Source organism: Amycolatopsis pithecellobii (assembly GCF_009707865.1).
In the GTDB taxonomy this organism is placed as follows: Bacteria; Actinomycetota; Actinomycetes; order Mycobacteriales; family Pseudonocardiaceae; genus Amycolatopsis_E; species Amycolatopsis_E pithecellobii.
In genome coordinates this window covers 42,410-56,902 of record NZ_WMBA01000039.1, presented here as the reverse complement: position 1 = coordinate 56,902, position 14,493 = coordinate 42,410, and the positions used below count along the sequence as shown (strand labels likewise).

16 protein-coding genes are annotated in these 14,493 nt (G+C 69.4%); 5 read left to right on the top strand and 11 right to left on the bottom strand.

Annotation, left to right across the window (positions count from 1 at the left end; all coding sequences use genetic code 11):
• Positions 1-57: 57 nt before the first annotated feature.
• Together GKO32_RS23055 and dop are read right to left on the bottom strand one after the other, a co-directional pair.
• Entirely contained in the window at positions 58-252 is a 195-nt protein-coding gene (locus GKO32_RS23055; protein WP_139097375.1) for a ubiquitin-like protein Pup, read from the bottom strand.
• A 72-nt stretch (positions 253-324) separates the two neighbouring features.
• On the bottom strand, positions 325-1,827 hold the full coding sequence (gene dop / locus GKO32_RS23050; protein WP_154758960.1) for a depupylase/deamidase Dop: 1,503 nt from the start codon (positions 1,825-1,827) through the stop codon (positions 325-327).
• A gap of 205 nt (positions 1,828-2,032) precedes the next feature.
• Between dop and GKO32_RS23045 the strand changes: the two genes are divergently transcribed.
• Positions 2,033-2,455, top strand: coding sequence for an NUDIX domain-containing protein (locus tag GKO32_RS23045; RefSeq protein ID WP_154758959.1), 423 nt, complete (start codon positions 2,033-2,035; stop codon positions 2,453-2,455).
• On the opposite strand, the gene GKO32_RS23040 is transcribed toward GKO32_RS23045, so the two are convergent.
• The 4 genes from GKO32_RS23040 to arc all read right to left on the bottom strand — a co-directional run bounded on the left by GKO32_RS23040 (position 2,446) and on the right by arc (position 6,364).
• The gene (locus GKO32_RS23040) at positions 2,446-3,069 is read right to left on the bottom strand and encodes a hypothetical protein (protein ID WP_312868390.1); all 624 of its coding nucleotides are present in this window, start codon (positions 3,067-3,069) and stop codon (positions 2,446-2,448) included. The two genes, GKO32_RS23045 and GKO32_RS23040, sit on opposite strands and share 10 nt — an antisense overlap.
• A gap of 47 nt (positions 3,070-3,116) precedes the next feature.
• Positions 3,117-3,947: an aldo/keto reductase gene (locus GKO32_RS23035; protein ID WP_246244460.1), complete on the bottom strand. Its 831-nt coding sequence runs from the start codon at positions 3,945-3,947 to the stop codon at positions 3,117-3,119.
• Positions 3,948-4,110: 163 nt separating this feature from the next.
• Positions 4,111-4,449: a hypothetical protein gene (locus GKO32_RS23030; RefSeq protein ID WP_312868389.1), complete on the bottom strand. Its 339-nt coding sequence runs from the start codon at positions 4,447-4,449 to the stop codon at positions 4,111-4,113.
• Positions 4,450-4,543: 94 nt separating this feature from the next.
• Positions 4,544-6,364, bottom strand: coding sequence for a proteasome ATPase (arc, locus tag GKO32_RS23025; protein ID WP_154758956.1), 1,821 nt, complete (start codon positions 6,362-6,364; stop codon positions 4,544-4,546).
• Between the two features lie 531 nt (positions 6,365-6,895).
• Between arc and GKO32_RS23020 the strand changes: the two genes are divergently transcribed.
• Positions 6,896-7,660: a hypothetical protein gene (locus GKO32_RS23020; protein ID WP_154758955.1), complete on the top strand. Its 765-nt coding sequence runs from the start codon at positions 6,896-6,898 to the stop codon at positions 7,658-7,660.
• A gap of 19 nt (positions 7,661-7,679) precedes the next feature.
• Here GKO32_RS23020 and GKO32_RS23015 read toward each other — a convergent pair whose 3' ends face one another.
• Positions 7,680-8,501 carry a tRNA (adenine-N1)-methyltransferase gene (locus GKO32_RS23015; RefSeq protein ID WP_312868388.1) on the bottom strand — a complete coding sequence of 274 codons (822 nt, stop codon included), beginning with the start codon at positions 8,499-8,501 and terminating at the stop codon, positions 7,680-7,682.
• A 160-nt stretch (positions 8,502-8,661) separates the two neighbouring features.
• The gene (locus GKO32_RS23010) at positions 8,662-9,816 is read right to left on the bottom strand and encodes a site-2 protease family protein (RefSeq protein WP_376765991.1); all 1,155 of its coding nucleotides are present in this window, start codon (positions 9,814-9,816) and stop codon (positions 8,662-8,664) included.
• A gap of 107 nt (positions 9,817-9,923) precedes the next feature.
• On the opposite strand from GKO32_RS23010, the gene GKO32_RS23005 reads away from it, so the two are divergent.
• Genes GKO32_RS23005 through GKO32_RS22995 form a run of 3 tightly spaced genes read left to right on the top strand, consistent with a single transcriptional unit; the run spans position 9,924 to position 12,573 of the window.
• Positions 9,924-10,805 (top strand): RecB family exonuclease, encoded by an 882-nt coding sequence (locus tag GKO32_RS23005; protein ID WP_154758954.1) that lies wholly within the window; start codon positions 9,924-9,926, stop codon positions 10,803-10,805.
• A gap of 2 nt (positions 10,806-10,807) precedes the next feature.
• Entirely contained in the window at positions 10,808-11,587 is a 780-nt protein-coding gene (locus tag GKO32_RS23000) for a thioesterase family protein (protein WP_154758953.1), read from the top strand.
• 56 nt (positions 11,588-11,643) lie between these two features.
• On the top strand, positions 11,644-12,573 hold the full coding sequence (locus tag GKO32_RS22995) for a ParA family protein (RefSeq protein WP_312868386.1): 930 nt from the start codon (positions 11,644-11,646) through the stop codon (positions 12,571-12,573).
• Positions 12,574-12,628: 55 nt separating this feature from the next.
• Here the strand turns inward: GKO32_RS22995 and hisG are convergent, their stop codons facing one another.
• Genes hisG through GKO32_RS22980 form a run of 3 tightly spaced genes read right to left on the bottom strand, consistent with a single transcriptional unit; the run spans position 12,629 to position 14,489 of the window.
• A complete protein-coding gene (hisG, locus tag GKO32_RS22990; RefSeq protein WP_154758952.1) occupies positions 12,629-13,471 on the bottom strand; it encodes an ATP phosphoribosyltransferase in 843 nt (280 codons plus the stop codon).
• Positions 13,472-13,483: 12 nt separating this feature from the next.
• Positions 13,484-13,747: a phosphoribosyl-ATP diphosphatase gene (locus GKO32_RS22985; protein ID WP_312868385.1), complete on the bottom strand. Its 264-nt coding sequence runs from the start codon at positions 13,745-13,747 to the stop codon at positions 13,484-13,486.
• Between the two features lie 55 nt (positions 13,748-13,802).
• A complete protein-coding gene (locus GKO32_RS22980) occupies positions 13,803-14,489 on the bottom strand; it encodes an HAD family hydrolase (RefSeq protein WP_154758951.1) in 687 nt (228 codons plus the stop codon).
• Between the last annotated feature and the right edge of the window lie 4 nt (positions 14,490-14,493).

Genomic DNA, 14,493 nt, shown 5'->3' with positions numbered 1-14,493 from the left:
CCCGTCAGGTCGGTGGGGCTGGTGGTGTGGTGAGCCTAGTGGCGGGGCGAGGCGAGCTTACTGGCCACCCTTTTGCACGTAGGCACGCACGAAGTCCTCGGCGTTCTCCTCCAGCACGTCGTCGATCTCGTCGAGAATCGTGTCGACGTCCTCGCCGAGCTTTTCCCGGCGCTCCTGGCCGGCGGGAGCACCGCCCTCGAGTTCTTCGTCCGAGTCGCCGCCACCGTGCTTTTCGATCTTTTCCTGAGCCATCTCGCCTCCCGGTGAGCTGTTGGTTCCAGACTACCCAGTGGGGACGACAATCGGGACACTGTTCGGCAGGTGTCAATCGCTGCCGGTGAGCGCCTCGACCAGTTCCTCGGCGGTCGCCGACGCGTCGAGCAGCTCTCCGACGTGCGCTTTCGTGCCGCGTAACGGTTCGAGAGTCGGGATCCGCACCAGGGATTCCTTACCCACGTCGAAAATCACCGAATCCCACGACGCGGCCGCGATCGAGGTGGCGTACTTCTCCAGTGTGCGGCCACGGAAGTAGGCGCGGGTGTCCTCCGGCGGGTGCGTGATCGCGTGCCGGACCTCCTCCTCGCTGACCAGCCGCTTCATCGAGCCACGGGTGACCAGCCGGTTGTACAGGCCCTTGCCGAGGCGGACGTCGGAGTACTGCAGGTCGACCAGGTGCAGCCGGGGCGCGCCCCAGTTCAGCTGGTCCCGCTGCCGGTACCCTTCCAGCAGCCGCAGCTTGGCGACCCAGTCCAGCCGGTCGGCGCATTCCTGCGGGTCACGCGCGAGCGCGTCGAGCACCTCGCCCCAGACCCGCAGCACCTCCTTGGACTGCTCGTCACCGCCCTCGCGTTCCAGGTGCGCGGCGGCCAGTTCGTGGTAGGCGAACTGGATCTCCAGGCCGGTGTACTTCTTCCCGCCGGCGAGCGGAACCTTCGTCTTGAGCGTCGGGTCGTGGCTGATCTGGTGCACGGACCGGACGGGCTCGTCGAGCTTGAGCTCGTCGAACCGCTGGCCGGCCTCGATCATGTCCAGCACCAGCGCGGTGGTGCCGACCTTGAGGAACGTGGAGTACTCGGCCAGGTTCGCGTCCCCGACGATGACGTGCAGCCTGCGGTACTTGTCGGCGTCGGCGTGCGGCTCGTCGCGGGTGTTGATGATGCCGCGCTTGAGCGTCGTCTCGAGGCCGACCTCGACCTCGATGTAGTCCGAGCGCTGCGAGAGCTGGAAACCCGCCTCCTCGCCCTGCGGGCCGATGCCGACCCGGCCGGAGCCGGTGACGACCTGGCGCGAGACGAAGAACGGGGTGAGCCCGGCGATGACCGAGGTGAACGGCGTCGAGCGGGACATCAGGTAGTTCTCGTGGGTGCCGTAGCTGGCACCCTTGCCGTCGACGTTGTTCTTGTACAGCTGCAAGGACGGCTGACCGGGCACGGTGGCCGCCTTGAGCGCGGCTTCTTCCATCACCCGCTCCCCCGCCTTGTCCCAGATCACCGCGTCGCGCGCGTTGGTGACCTCGGGCGCGGAGTACTCCGGGTGCGCGTGGTCGACGTAGAGCCGGGCGCCGTTGGTGAGAATGACGTTGGCCGCGCCGAGGTCCTCCACGTCCGGGTCGTGGCCGGGCCCGCCGGGGCCTGCCAGGTCGAACCCGCGCGCGTCCCGCAACGGGGACTCCACCTCGTAGTCCCATCTCGCCCGGCGCGCCCGGGGGATGTCGGCCGCCGCCGCGTAGGCCAGCACCACCTGTGTCGAGGTCAGCACCGGGTTCGCGGTCGCGTCGCCCGGCACCGCGATGCCGTACTCGACCTCGGTTCCCATGATCCGCCGCATGTGCCAAGCCTACGGGTCGTCGTGGCAGCGGGCGCGTGGCCTCCACATTGCGGGCCGGTAACCACTCGCCCGCCTGTCCCCGCGCGAGTTGAGCGTTCGGAGCGCGCGAGTTGAGCGTTGGGAGCGCGCGAGTTGAGCGTTGGGAGCGCGCGAGTTGAGCGTTGGGAGCGCGCGAGTTGAGCGTTGGGAGCGCGCGAGTTGAGCGTTGCGTGCGGCGGGAACGCGCAACTCGCGCACCGGGAACGCGCAACTCGCGCGGCACCTGCACCGCCGGTCACCGGACAAGGACGTGTTCCCTGGTCTGTGGGACTGCTGGGCGGGCGGGGTGGTCGCGGCCGGGGAGACACCGGCTGAATGCGCTTTCCGGGAGCTGGACGAGGAACTGGGCGTGTACGGCGTGGAACTGACGCCGGTGTTCACGCATGTCTTCGAGAAGCCGCCGTACCGGTGCCACAACTTCACGTTCGAGGCTCGCTGGGACAGGCCGATTGTTCATCAGGCCGAAGAGATCGTCGACGGCCGTTGGATCACGCTCGCCGAACTACGGGAATGGGCCGAGGGCCCGGACAGCCCGATGATTCCCGATGGGCGCGCCGGAATCCTGGAGTGGTTCCGTCGTCATGGCTGAGCCGGGAGTTTGCGCGCCGCGAGCGGGGTGAGGCTTTTGATCGCATCGGTGGCGCGGCCGGCCGACGTCGCGGTGACCTGCAGGCCGGACAGCACGTGCCCGGCCGCGAGCAGCACGGTGCAGGTGCCGCCGGCGCACCAGCCACGCACCGCCTCGGCGCCCGGCGGCAGTGGCACCGTCAGTTTCTGGCCGTCGCACTGGACCCGGTTCAGGACGTCCACCGCGGTCTGGTCGAGGTAACCGGTGACCTGCTGGACGAATGAGGAACCACTCGGGTAGGTCCAGCTCGACCCGCGGGGATCACCGGCGGGCACCGCGTGGAAGCAGTCGCCGTTCTCCGGGCGCTGGCTCGTGGCCCGCACCCCTTCGCTCGCGAGATCGTCCTTGGTGAGCACGGCGGCGGCGACCTCACCGGCGATGGCCCGCTGCGCGTTCCTCGTCGCCGTGACCGCCGGATCCGGGGCGGTCGCCGAAGCCGACGGCGGCGCGCTCGGTGGCGTGGCCGAGTGACCCGGGCTGTCGTAGTAAGTCTCGAGATCGTTGGGCCGGTCGGCGCAACCGGCGAGTCCGGCCAGCAGCACCGCGCTCAGGACCACTACCCGTCCGTGACGCACCGAGTCGTTCCTTCCAGTTGCCGGGGCGCCGAGACTAGCCGAAGCCTTTACCGCCAGTGCAAAGAGGATCTCCGTCCCCAGTACTCCCGGGGCGGCTCGGCCAGCGACGCCAGCGCGCGCAGTTCGCCGTCGGCGAGATTCACCCTGGTGGCGGCGAGGTTGGCGGCCAGCTGCGCCGGGCTGGCCGGGCCGACGAGCACTGTCGACGCCCACGGCCGGGCCAGCACCGCCGCGACCGCGATCGCATCCGGGCCCACGCCGTGCCGCGCCGCGATCCGGGACAGCACCGGTGGCGGCGATACCACCAGCCTGCCGTTGGCCAGAGTTTCCTTGACCAGTACCAGGTTTCCGGCCGCGTGTGCCTCGGCGAGCGCGCGCCCGGCCGAGGGCTCCAGCACGTTCCAGGTGGACTGCACCGCGGTGAAGATCGGTTTTCCTGCGACCCGCAGTGCGAAGGCGCGGCGGATCACGTCGCCCTGTCCCGGACCCGACGTGGAGAAACCGACGCGCACCCCGTCGTCATCGAGCGCGGAAAGCGCTCTCAGCAACGGCTCGTCGCTGAACAGCGGGCTGTCCATGGTCAGCGAGTGCACCTGGTACAGGTTGATCGCGGAACCCAGCTGCGCGCGGCTTTCGGTCCACTGGCGGGAAAAGCTGCTCGCCGAATGCTCCTTGACCTCGTGCATCGCCGCGTCCAGCCGCCAGCCGCCGACGTAGGTGTAGCCCCATTTGCTGGACACCGTGACGTCCGCGGGTTTGCGCAGGCGCAGCCACCCGGCCAGGAACTCCTCGGCGCGGCCGTACGAGCGCGCGACGTCGAACCAGCGAACCCCGGCCTGATATGCCGCGTCGAGCACAGCATGGGTCGCCCGCCGCATCGTGTCGACGTCCCGCTTGGCGGGAAGTTCGTCCACCCTGCCCAGGTTGATGTAGGCCGGCCTGCCCAAGGCGGCTAGGCCGAGTCCGATACGCAGGGGCCTCCCCTTTCGTCCGCGTCCGGCACCGGCTGGACATCACGGATTCCATGCCGCCCCGAGATTGTTATACACCGTCGGCGCGCTGCCGGAGTATTTCCAGCCACTGCGCTGAACTGAGCGCCTGCCGGTGCAGCTTCTCCAGCCGCGCCGCAGGCGCCCGTACGTAGCCCTTGCCGAACACGGGCGCGATCTGCCGGAGGCTGGCCCCCTCCTCACGTGCGGCCAGCAGCGCCCAGTCGGAGGCGTCCGCGCAGGCCGCCGAGGCGCGCCGTAACTCGCCGAGGACGGCGATCAGGTCGTCCGCGCTCACCTCGCCCGCGCGGACGGCGACCGCGGTTTCTTCCAGCCACGACAGCACATCCGCGGCGGTGATGGGGGCACGGGGACGAAAGGGCTCGCTCACGGAGCCGAAGTATAGGGCGTTATACAGCCAACGGGCGGCAGGACATGCAAACGAGGGCCACCGGAGTTTCCGATGGCCCTCGTTCGCGCTCTTCTTACAGGTACTGACCGGTGTTGGTCGCGGTGTCGATCACGCGGCCGGAGTCCTGGTTCTTGCCGGTGACGAGCGTGCGGATGTAGACGATCCGCTCGCCCTTCTTGCCGGAGATCCGGGCCCAGTCGTCCGGGTTCGTCGTGTTCGGCAGGTCCTCGTTCTCCGCGAACTCGTCCACGATCGCGTCGAGCAGGTGCTGCACCCGCAGACCCGGCTGCTTGGTCTCCAGCACCGACTTGATCGCCGACTTCTTCGCCCGGTCCACGATGTTCTGGATCATCGCGCCCGAGTTGAAGTCACGGAAGTAAAGGATCTCCTTGTCCCCGTTGGCATAGGTGACCTCGAGGAACCGGTTCTCGTCGGTCTCCTCGTACATCCGCTCGACCGTGTGCTGGATCATCGCGTCGATCGTGGCCGGCACGTCGCCGCCGAACTCGGCGAGATCGTCGGCGTGGATCGGCAGCCCGGACGTCAGGTACTTGGAGAAGATGTCCTTCGCACCCTCGGCGTCCGGCCGTTCGATCTTGATCTTCACGTCCAGCCGGCCGGGCCGCAGGATCGCCGGGTCGATCATGTCCTCCCGGTTGGAGGCACCGATCACGATGACGTTCTCGAGCCCCTCGACACCGTCGATCTCCGCCAGCAGCTGCGGCACGATCGTGGTCTCCACGTCGGAGGAGACCCCGCTGCCACGGGTCCGGAAGATCGACTCCATCTCGTCGAAGAAGACGATGACCGGGGTGCCACCCGAGGCCTTTTCCCGTGCCCGCTGGAAGATCAGGCGGATGCTCCGCTCGGTCTCACCGACGAACTTGTTCAGCAGCTCGGGGCCCTTGATGTTGAGGAAGTACGACTTGGCCTCGATATGACCAGTCGCGCCATCCGCATCTCCCCGCGCCTCGGCGACCTTCTTGGCCAGCGAGTTGGCCACCGCCTTGGCGATCAGCGTCTTCCCGCAGCCGGGCGGGCCGTAGAGCAGGACCCCCTTGGGCGGCCGCAACTCGTACTCACGGTAGAGATCGGCGTGCAGGAACGGCAGTTCGACCGCGTCGCGGATCTGCTCGATCTGCCTGCCGAGCCCGCCGATGTCCTCGTAGCGAACATCGGGGACCTCTTCGAGCACGAGATCCTCGACCTCGGCCTTGGGCACCCGCTCGTAGGCGTAGCCCGCCTTCGAGTCCACCAGCAGCGAATCACCCGGCTTGAGCGGCTGCGCGGCCAGCGGACCGGACAGCCACACCACGCGTTCCTCGTCGGCGTGACCGACGACGAGTGCGCGATGCGGGCCGTTTTCCACCTCGGGGGCGAGCACCTCGCGGAGCGCGCACACCTCACCGGTACGCTCGAAATCACCACCTTCCACGACGGTGAGGGCCTCGTTCAGCCGCAGCGCCTGGCCGCGCTGCAGCGAGTCGATCTCCACCGCCGGGGACACGGAAACCCGCATCTTGCGGCCCGCGGTGAAAACATCGACCGTGCTGTCCTCATAGGCCTCGACGAAGACGCCATAACCGCTGGGCGGCTGGGCAAGCCGGTCGACCTCCTCGCGCAGCGCGAGCAACTGCCCACGCGCCTCGCGCAAGGTCTCGACCAGTTTGCTGTTCCGCTCGGTGAGCTGGGCCACACGCTCTGAGGCCTCGGCGAGGCGTTGTTCCAGCACCCGGTTCTGGCGGGGTGAATCGGTCAGCTTCCTGCGCAGCAGCGCGACTTCCTCCTCGAGGAAACGCATCTGCCGCGCGTACTCGTCCGGCGTCGTTGCTGCTCCAGTCGTCTCTGAAGGGTCGGCTTCTTCATGCCGACCTCCGGGAAGGTCGTGTTGCATGTCGGCACCTCCTCGGAGTGCTTTTCATCCACGGTACCGGCGATCACCGACAAGAAAAGGTCTATCCGCATCACAGGATCGGCGCGTCGCACCGGATACACGTTCCCACGCGCTGCACAAGCGGCCGTCACGGTGCACGGTCGACGGCGCCCTGAACTACTCTCCGTAAAACCTGAACCACGGAGTGCGGCCGACCGGGCTGTCTGCGATTCACCCATGTCACGACCACCCCATCAAGGCTTTACAGGACCTTCATATAACGATTTCCCCGGCGGATTTCGTTCAAACCAAGGGAAAAACGGGCGCGGGCCGCCGCGCGAGAAGCTGGTCGGGAGCGCTGCCGGACGCGACGTTACGATCACGCCGGAGCGCCACACGGCGAAATCCGTCGTAGACCGACCTATGACGGGACGACACAACATGACCATCCCGAGGAAGCAGCAGGGGCCCGAGTGGTGCATCGATGAATCCTGAAGCCGGATCGCACCCGAGCACGGCACCGGTCCCGCCCGAGCGAGGGGGCACCGTCCGATGACCTATCCGCCACAGCAGCCAGGCCAGTGGGGCCCGCAGGATCCCTACGGTCAGCAGGGCCAGCAGAGTCCTTGGGGCCAGCAGCCCGGCGGCGGTCCCCAGCCGGGCTATGGGCAGCAGCCCGGGTATCCGCAGAGCGGGCAGCAGCCGCAGCAGGGATATCCGCAGAGCGGTCCCCAGCCGCAACAGGGATATCCGCAGCAGGGTTACCCGACGCAGCAGTACGGCTATGGCCAGTTCCCCGGCGGTCCCGGTGGCGAGCCGCCGAAGAAGCGGACCGGGATGATCATCGCGATCGTGGCGGCGGTGGTCGTGCTGGTCGGCGGTGGCGTGACCGCGCTGATCCTGTTGACCGGCAACGGCGACAAGGGCGGCAACGCCGCGCCGGCGAGCCCGTCCCAGGCGGCCCCGTCGGGTAGCAAGAGCAAGTCCGCCAGCCGGACGCCCAGCTCCCCGGCATCGAGCGGCACCCCAGCGGCCGGCGGCAAGTCGAGCCCGGACGAGACCGCGGCCGCGGTGGCACAGGCCTACGGCAACGCCGACCGGCAGGCGCTGCAGGACACGGTGTGTATGAGCACCGGCCAGCAGGCACCGGACATCCCACCGGGGATCTCGGTGACGATCAACGGCGAGGCCCAGAAATCCGGGGACACCGCGCTCGTCCCGGCCACCGCGAAGGGCCCCGGCGGCACCAAGGACTTCCAGATCGGCCTGAAACTCGAAGGCGGCGTCTGGTGCTACGCGGGAGACAAGACGAGCTGACCCGGTTTCCCGGGCGGTCTCAGCGGTTTCTCGTCGGGCGGCGTTGCGGCCGGGGCGGGGTGACGCCGTCGGCGAGGCGCCGGGTGGTGAGCAGGAACGCGGTGTGCGCGACCATCCGGTGCTCCGGCCGCACGGCGAGCCCGACCACATGCCACGGCCGGAGCAGCGTTTCCCACGACTCGGGCTCGGTCCAGCCCTGCTGTTCCCGCAACGCCTCGGTGATCGTGGACAGCTGGGTCACCGTCGCGACGTAGACCACCAGCACCCCGCCGGGCACGAGATTCTCCCGCACGGTCGGCAGGACTTCCCACGGCGCCAGCATGTCCAGCACCACTCGGTCGACCTCACCGCTGTGCGTCGCGAGGTCGGCGATCCGCAGGTCCCAGTTTTCGGGGCGGCGGTGGAAGAATCGCTCGACGTTCTTGACCGCGTGCTCGGCGTGATCGTCCCGCACCTCGTAGGAGGTGACGCTGCCTTCCGGCCCGACCGCGCGCAGCAGCGAGCAGGTCAGCGCACCCGACCCGGCACCGGCTTCGAGCACACGCGCGCCGGGGAAGATGTCGCCCCACATCACGATCTGCGCCGCGTCCTTGGGGTAGATCACCTGTGCTCCGCGCGGCATCGACAGCACGTAGTCCGCCAGCAGCGGGCGCATCGCCAGATACGACGTGCCGCCGGCCGAGGTGATCACCGAGCCCTCGGGGAGGCCGATGAGATCGTCGTGCCGCAGCGCGCCGCGGTGGGTGTGGTACTCCTCCCCCTCCGCGAGGACCAGCGTGTAGTGCCGCCCCTTCGGATCGGTCAACCGCACCCGGTCGCCTGGGCTGAACGGCCCGCTCACGCCAAAACCTCCTATGTAGCCGCTGTACTGATGGTTACCAAGCCGACGTCAGTCACGGCTACAACCGGACGCAGGTGGGCTACCTGTTGACCAGGCCTGCCTACTTCGGTCGGCTTGGTAACGCAGCGCCCGATCCTCGCAGAGCAGCCGGTGACGTGGTTCAGCGGGGACGGCGGGCGAGCGCGACCCGGAGGTCTTCGCGGCGCAGCACTCCCGCGGGACGGCCCTCGTCGTCGACGACGAGGAACTGCCACGCCGCGGTCTCGCGCACGCGTTCCGCAATCTCCTCCCCCGGCTCGGAGGCGAGCAGCACGGTCTCCGCGCGGATCGGTTCCGCGGCGAGCTCCGCGGGCGCCTGCGGTGACGTCGCGGCCAGGCGCTGCGCGTCGTTCTCGTCGAGCAGCCCGGCGGCGACCCCGTCGGCCCGCACGAGAACGACACCGCGCCCGGCGGACGCGGCCAGCGCGTCGGACACCGGGCTCTCCGCGGGTAGTTGCAGCACGGGGCGGACCAGATCGGAGAGCGCGAGCCCGTCCGGCCAGCTGCGGCTGTTCTCCGCGGACAGCTCGGCGCCCGCGCCCATCGCCACGAACCACGCCGTCACCGCGCACACGCCGAGGCGCAGCCAGCGATCCTCGCTGCCCGAGGCCATGCCGAAGATCGCCCACAACAGCAGCGCCGCGGCGACCACACCGCCGCCGGCGACGGCCGCCTTGGTGCCGCGTGCCCTGATCCCGCTCAGCGCCCACACACCCGCGCGCAGCATCCGCCCGCCGTCGAGCGGCAACCCGGGCAGCAGGTTGAACAACCCGACCGCGAGGTTCGCGACCGCGCATTCGGCCACCAGCAGCCACGCCGCGGTGCCGGACGGGACGGCGAGCAGCAGCAGCCCGCAGAACAACGCGAGCAGCACCGACACGACCGGGCCCGCGGCCGCCACGAGACCTTCCTGGCGCGGCTCTCGCGGTGTTCTGGCCACTTCGGACAGTCCACCGAGGAGGAACAGCCGCAGCCGCCGCACCGGGATGCCCATCCGCAACGCGACGACGACGTGCCCGAGTTCGTGCAGCAGCACGGAAAGCCCGAGCAACACCGCGAACGCGGCCGAGAGTGTCCACGAGGTGGCGGGGCTCGCATCCGGCAGCAGCCGGGTCACCATCGGGGTGTAGAGCACGATCACCACGAGCGAGCCGACCCACCAGGACGGCGCCAGCAGGACCGGCACGTCGCGGACGCGGAACAGCAGCAGCCCGCCGTCGGCGACGGTGAAGAATCGCCTCGGCCGGCTTCGCGGCTGTTCTCGGGTGGCGGACACAAGGTCAGCGTAGAGGCGGCGGTGTGGGACCGCCGTGACGGCACGTGATCGACACCCGGTAGCGGGATGGGACGGAATTGTCGTACCCCTCCCATAGAGTGCGGGGCATGACACAGACGGCAACGGAGGAGACGGTACCGGCGACCCGGGTACGGCGGCCGGCGCTGTCGCCGTCGCGCGCCAGTGATTTCAAGCAGTGCCCGCTGCTCTACCGGTTCCGCGCGGTGGACCGGCTGCCCGAGACGCCCACCAGGGCCCAGTTGCGCGGCACCCTCGTGCACTCGGTGCTGGAGCGGCTGTTCTCGCTGCCCCAGCCGGAGCGGCTGCCGGAGCGCGCCAAGGAGCTGCTCGAACCGGCGTGGGCGGAGCTGTCCGCCGACCGCGCGGAGTGGGCCGAGCTGTTCGCGGCGGACGACGAGAACCAGGTCGCGGAGTGGCTTGCCGGCGCGGGAAAACTGCTCGACAGCTACTTCGCGCTGGAGGACCCGCGGCGGCTCGATCCGGAGGCGTGCGAGCTGCACGTGGAAACCGAACTGGACTCCGGCGTGCGGCTGCGTGGTTACGTCGACCGGCTCGATGTCGCGCCCACCGGCGAAATCCGGGTGGTGGACTACAAGACCGGCACCGCGCCGCGCGAGATCGGCGAGGCGAAGGCCATGTTCCAGATGAAGTTCTACGCCGTGGTGCTGTGGCGGCTGCGCGGAAGCGTGCCACGGCAGCTGAAACTCATGTACCTCACCGACGGGCAGTCGCTGGCCTACACGCCCGACGAGCCGGAGCTGCGCCGCTTCGAGCGCACGCTCGAAGCGATCTGGCAGGCGATCCTCAAGGCGGGCAAGACCGGTGACTTCCGGCCCAGTCCCAGCAAGCTGTGTGATTGGTGCGCACACCAGTCACGATGCCCGTCGTTCGGTGGCACACTGCCGGAGTACCCGGGCTGGCCCGAACCCGATCCCGGGGAGGAAACCCCACTCGACCGAGCGGACTGACGATGACTGAAAGCGCTTACTACCTGCCACTGGGCGAAAACCGGTACCAGCCGACGCAGCACACCGCCGGGCCGTGGACCCCCGACGCGCAGCATTTCGGGCCCCCGTCGGCACTGCTCGCCCGCGCGCTGGAAGCGCTTCCCCGCGAGCGGGACAGCGAACTGGCCCGGGTCACCGTCGAGATACTCGGCCCGGCCCCGCTGGCCGAGCTGTCGGTGGCCGCGCGGATCGAACGTCCTGGCCGCTCGGTCGAGTTGCTGGTGGCGGAGCTGAGCGCGGGCGAGCGCATCGTCGCCCGCGCGTCGGCCTGGCGCGTCGTGCGCTCCGACACGCGCGAGATCGCGAACCTGCCGAGCGGAGACTGGCCCAAGCCCGAGGACTGCCCCGCCGGCACGTGGCCCGAGGGTTTCCTGGCCGGCTTCGTGACTTCGCTGGACTGCCGGGAGGTTTCCGGTGGTTTCGACAAACTCGGCCCGGCCGCGGTGTGGCTGCGGCAGCGGATGGTGCTGGTGGACGGTGAGGAACCCACGCCACTGCAACGGTTGTTCGTCGTCGCGGACAGCGGGAACGGCGTGTCGAACTTCCTCGACCCGCGGCGCTGGTGGTTCATCAATGCCGAATTGACCGTGCACCTGCAACGCGAACCCGTGGGCGAATGGATCGGCCTCGACGCGGCCACCACGGTCGGCCCGCGCGGGATCGGCACGGCGGCGAGTACGCTTCGCGATCTTGAAGGGCCGGTCGGCTTCGGCGCGCAGGCGCTGATGGTGCGGCCGCGGTAGGCGAAACACACAGCGGGCAATAACCTGACCGCAACGACGATACGGGGAGCACTCGAGTGCAGATCACTTCGGTGGTCAACCAGAAGGGCGGCGTCGGCAAGACCGCGCTGACCGTCGGCGCCGCCGCGGCGCTGGCCGAGCGCGGCAGGCGGGTGCTGCTGATCGATCTCGACCCGCAGGGTCATGCCACCACCGAGATGCTCGGGCTGCCCGAGGTGCCACCCCAGGCGCCGAGCCTGGCCAAGGCACTGACGAAAACCTGGAAGGGCCCGGTCGAGGAGCTGGTCGTCCCCCACCCGCGCAGTCACATCGGGCCGGGTGGCGCGTTTGACGTCATCCCCACCTCGCCCGGGATGTTCGATCTGATCCGCCGCCTGGACAGTTTCCGGGTACCGGGCTGGCAGCTCGCCCGCGTGATCCAGTTCGCCAACTATGATCACGTGCTCATCGACTGCCCGCCCGCGCTGGACGTGCTGACCAACAACGCGCTCGCCACGACGCACGGCATCCTGGTGCCGGTCCAGCCCGATCGCACCAGCATCCGCGCGTTGCGCCTGCTCAACGATCAGCTCGCGTACGTGCAGCAGGCCGTCAACCGGGACCCGATCCCGTATTTCGGGGTGGTGCCGGGGTTGTACCGGCGGCCGATGTCGACCTACGCCAGCGCCGCGCTCACCGAACTGGAGAACTTCGGCTATCCGCTGCTCGCGCACGTGCCGCTGGGCGTGGTGATGAACGAGGCCGCCGCGCATGGCATGCCGGTCACCACGTTCGCGCCGGAGACCACGCAGGCGGTGGCGTTCCGGCAGATCGCCGAGGTGCTCGACGGGTATTTCCAGAGCAGGCCCGCGCCGGCGCCGGTGCCGATCGCGGACGAGTTCGTGTTCGAAGACTTCATCACCTCGGTGGCGCGCACCCGCGATCAGAACGACAACGGCGCCCGCCGCAAACTGTACGACCTGCTGCCCAAGAAACCACGCGGCTGACCGGCCGCGCGCTCCGTCCACATCGGACGGTCGTGAGCGCGCGGCCGTTACCGGGTCACAGGCGGCTCGAGCGGATGTCGGAGGCGAGGATCGCCTTCGCACCGGCGTCAGCGAGTTCGTCCATGATCCGGTTGACGTCCTTGCGCGGCACCATCGCCCGCACCGCGACCCAGTCCGGGTCGGTGAGCGGCGCCACCGTCGGCGATTCCAGGCCCGGCGTGATGGCGACCGCCTGGTCCAGCAGCGAGCGCGGGCAGTCATAGTCGAGCATCAGGTACTGCTGCGCGAACACCACACCCTGCAACCGCGCGGCCAGTTGCGCTTTCGCCTTCGCCGGCGGGCCACCGGCACGCTGCACGAGCACCGCCTCCGACACGCAAATCGGGTCCCCGAAGGCCACCAGGTTGTGCTGGCGCAGCGAACGCCCGGTCTCGACCACGTCGGCGATCGCGTCGGCGACACCGAGCTGCACCGAGATCTCCACGGCGCCGTCGAGCCGGATCACTTCGGCCTCGACCCCGTGCCCGGCCAAATCGGCGCGCACCAGATTCGGGAACGACGTCGCCACCCGTTTCCCGGCGAGGTCGGCGGGCTTCCAGTCCTGGCCGGCGGGCGCGGCGTAGCGGAACGTCGAGGCGCCGAAACCGAGCGCGAGGGTTTCCTCCACCTGCGCGCCGGAGTCGATCGCGAGGTCCCGGCCGGTGATCCCGAGGTCCAGCTCGCCACTGCCGACGTAGATCGGGATGTCCTTGGGGCGCAAGAAGAAGAACTCGACGTCGTTGGCATGGTCGAGCACGGTCAGGTCGCGGTCATGGCGGCGGCGGTAGCCCGCCTCGGCCAGCATCTCCGACGCCGGCTCCGCCAGCGCTCCCTTGTTGGGTACCGCGACCCGTAGCATGCCTTCACTCCCTCACAAGTAGCGGTAGACGTCCTCGGCGCTCAGCCCGCGGCCGAGCATCAGGACCTGCACCCGGTAGAGCAGCTGGGAGATCTCCTCCGCGAGCCGCTCGTCCGATTCGTGCTCCGCCGCGATCCAGACCTCACCGGCCTCTTCGAGCACCTTCTTGCCCTGCGCGTGCACGCCGGCCTCGAGCGCGGTGACGGTGCCGGACCCGGCAGGCCGGGTCCGCGCGCGCTCGGTCAGCTCGGCGAACAGCTCATCGAAGGTCTTCACAATCTGTAGATCCTTCCATCCGGCCCCGCCGTCGGCCGAGCCGCCCCGGGAGACATCACCCGGCGTGGAAGATCGACGTGAGCGCGGTCATGTCGAGCCCGACGAGCGAGTCACGGAACACGCGCCGCTCCCCCGCGCCGACCGCCACGTCGTTGGGCACGACGAGCACCACGCATCCCGCGGCCGCCGCGGACTCCGTGCCGGGCCGGGAGTCCTCGATCGCCACGCAGCGCGCCGGGTCGACCCCGAGCAGCCGGGCCGCGCGCCGGTACGGCTCGGGATGCGGCTTGGTCAGCCCATCCACCTCGTCGCCACACACGATGACGTCGAAGAACTCGCGGCCGATCGTGTCGAGTGCGAGTTCGACCAGGGGCCGTTCGGTGGAGGTCACCAGCGCGGCGGGCAACCCGCCGGCGCGCACCGCGGCGAGCGCCTCACGGGCACCGGGCCGCCATGGCAGCGCGTCGGCGAACAACCGGGCGGTGCGTTCCCTGATCCAGTCGCCGGTCGAGGCGATCCGGGCCGGCGTGACTTCGTGGCCGCTGATCGTCAGCAGGTACTCCGACGTGGCGTCCATATCGACCCCGACGAGGGTGACGCGCTGTTGTTCGGTGAGCCGCCCCCCGAGCCATTCCGCCGCTTCGTACAGCGCGACGTCCCAGAGTTTCTCCGAGTCGACCAGGGTGCCGTCCATGTCCCACAGCACACCGGCCGGGCCGTCCACAGTGGACGGTCTAGTCATGGGT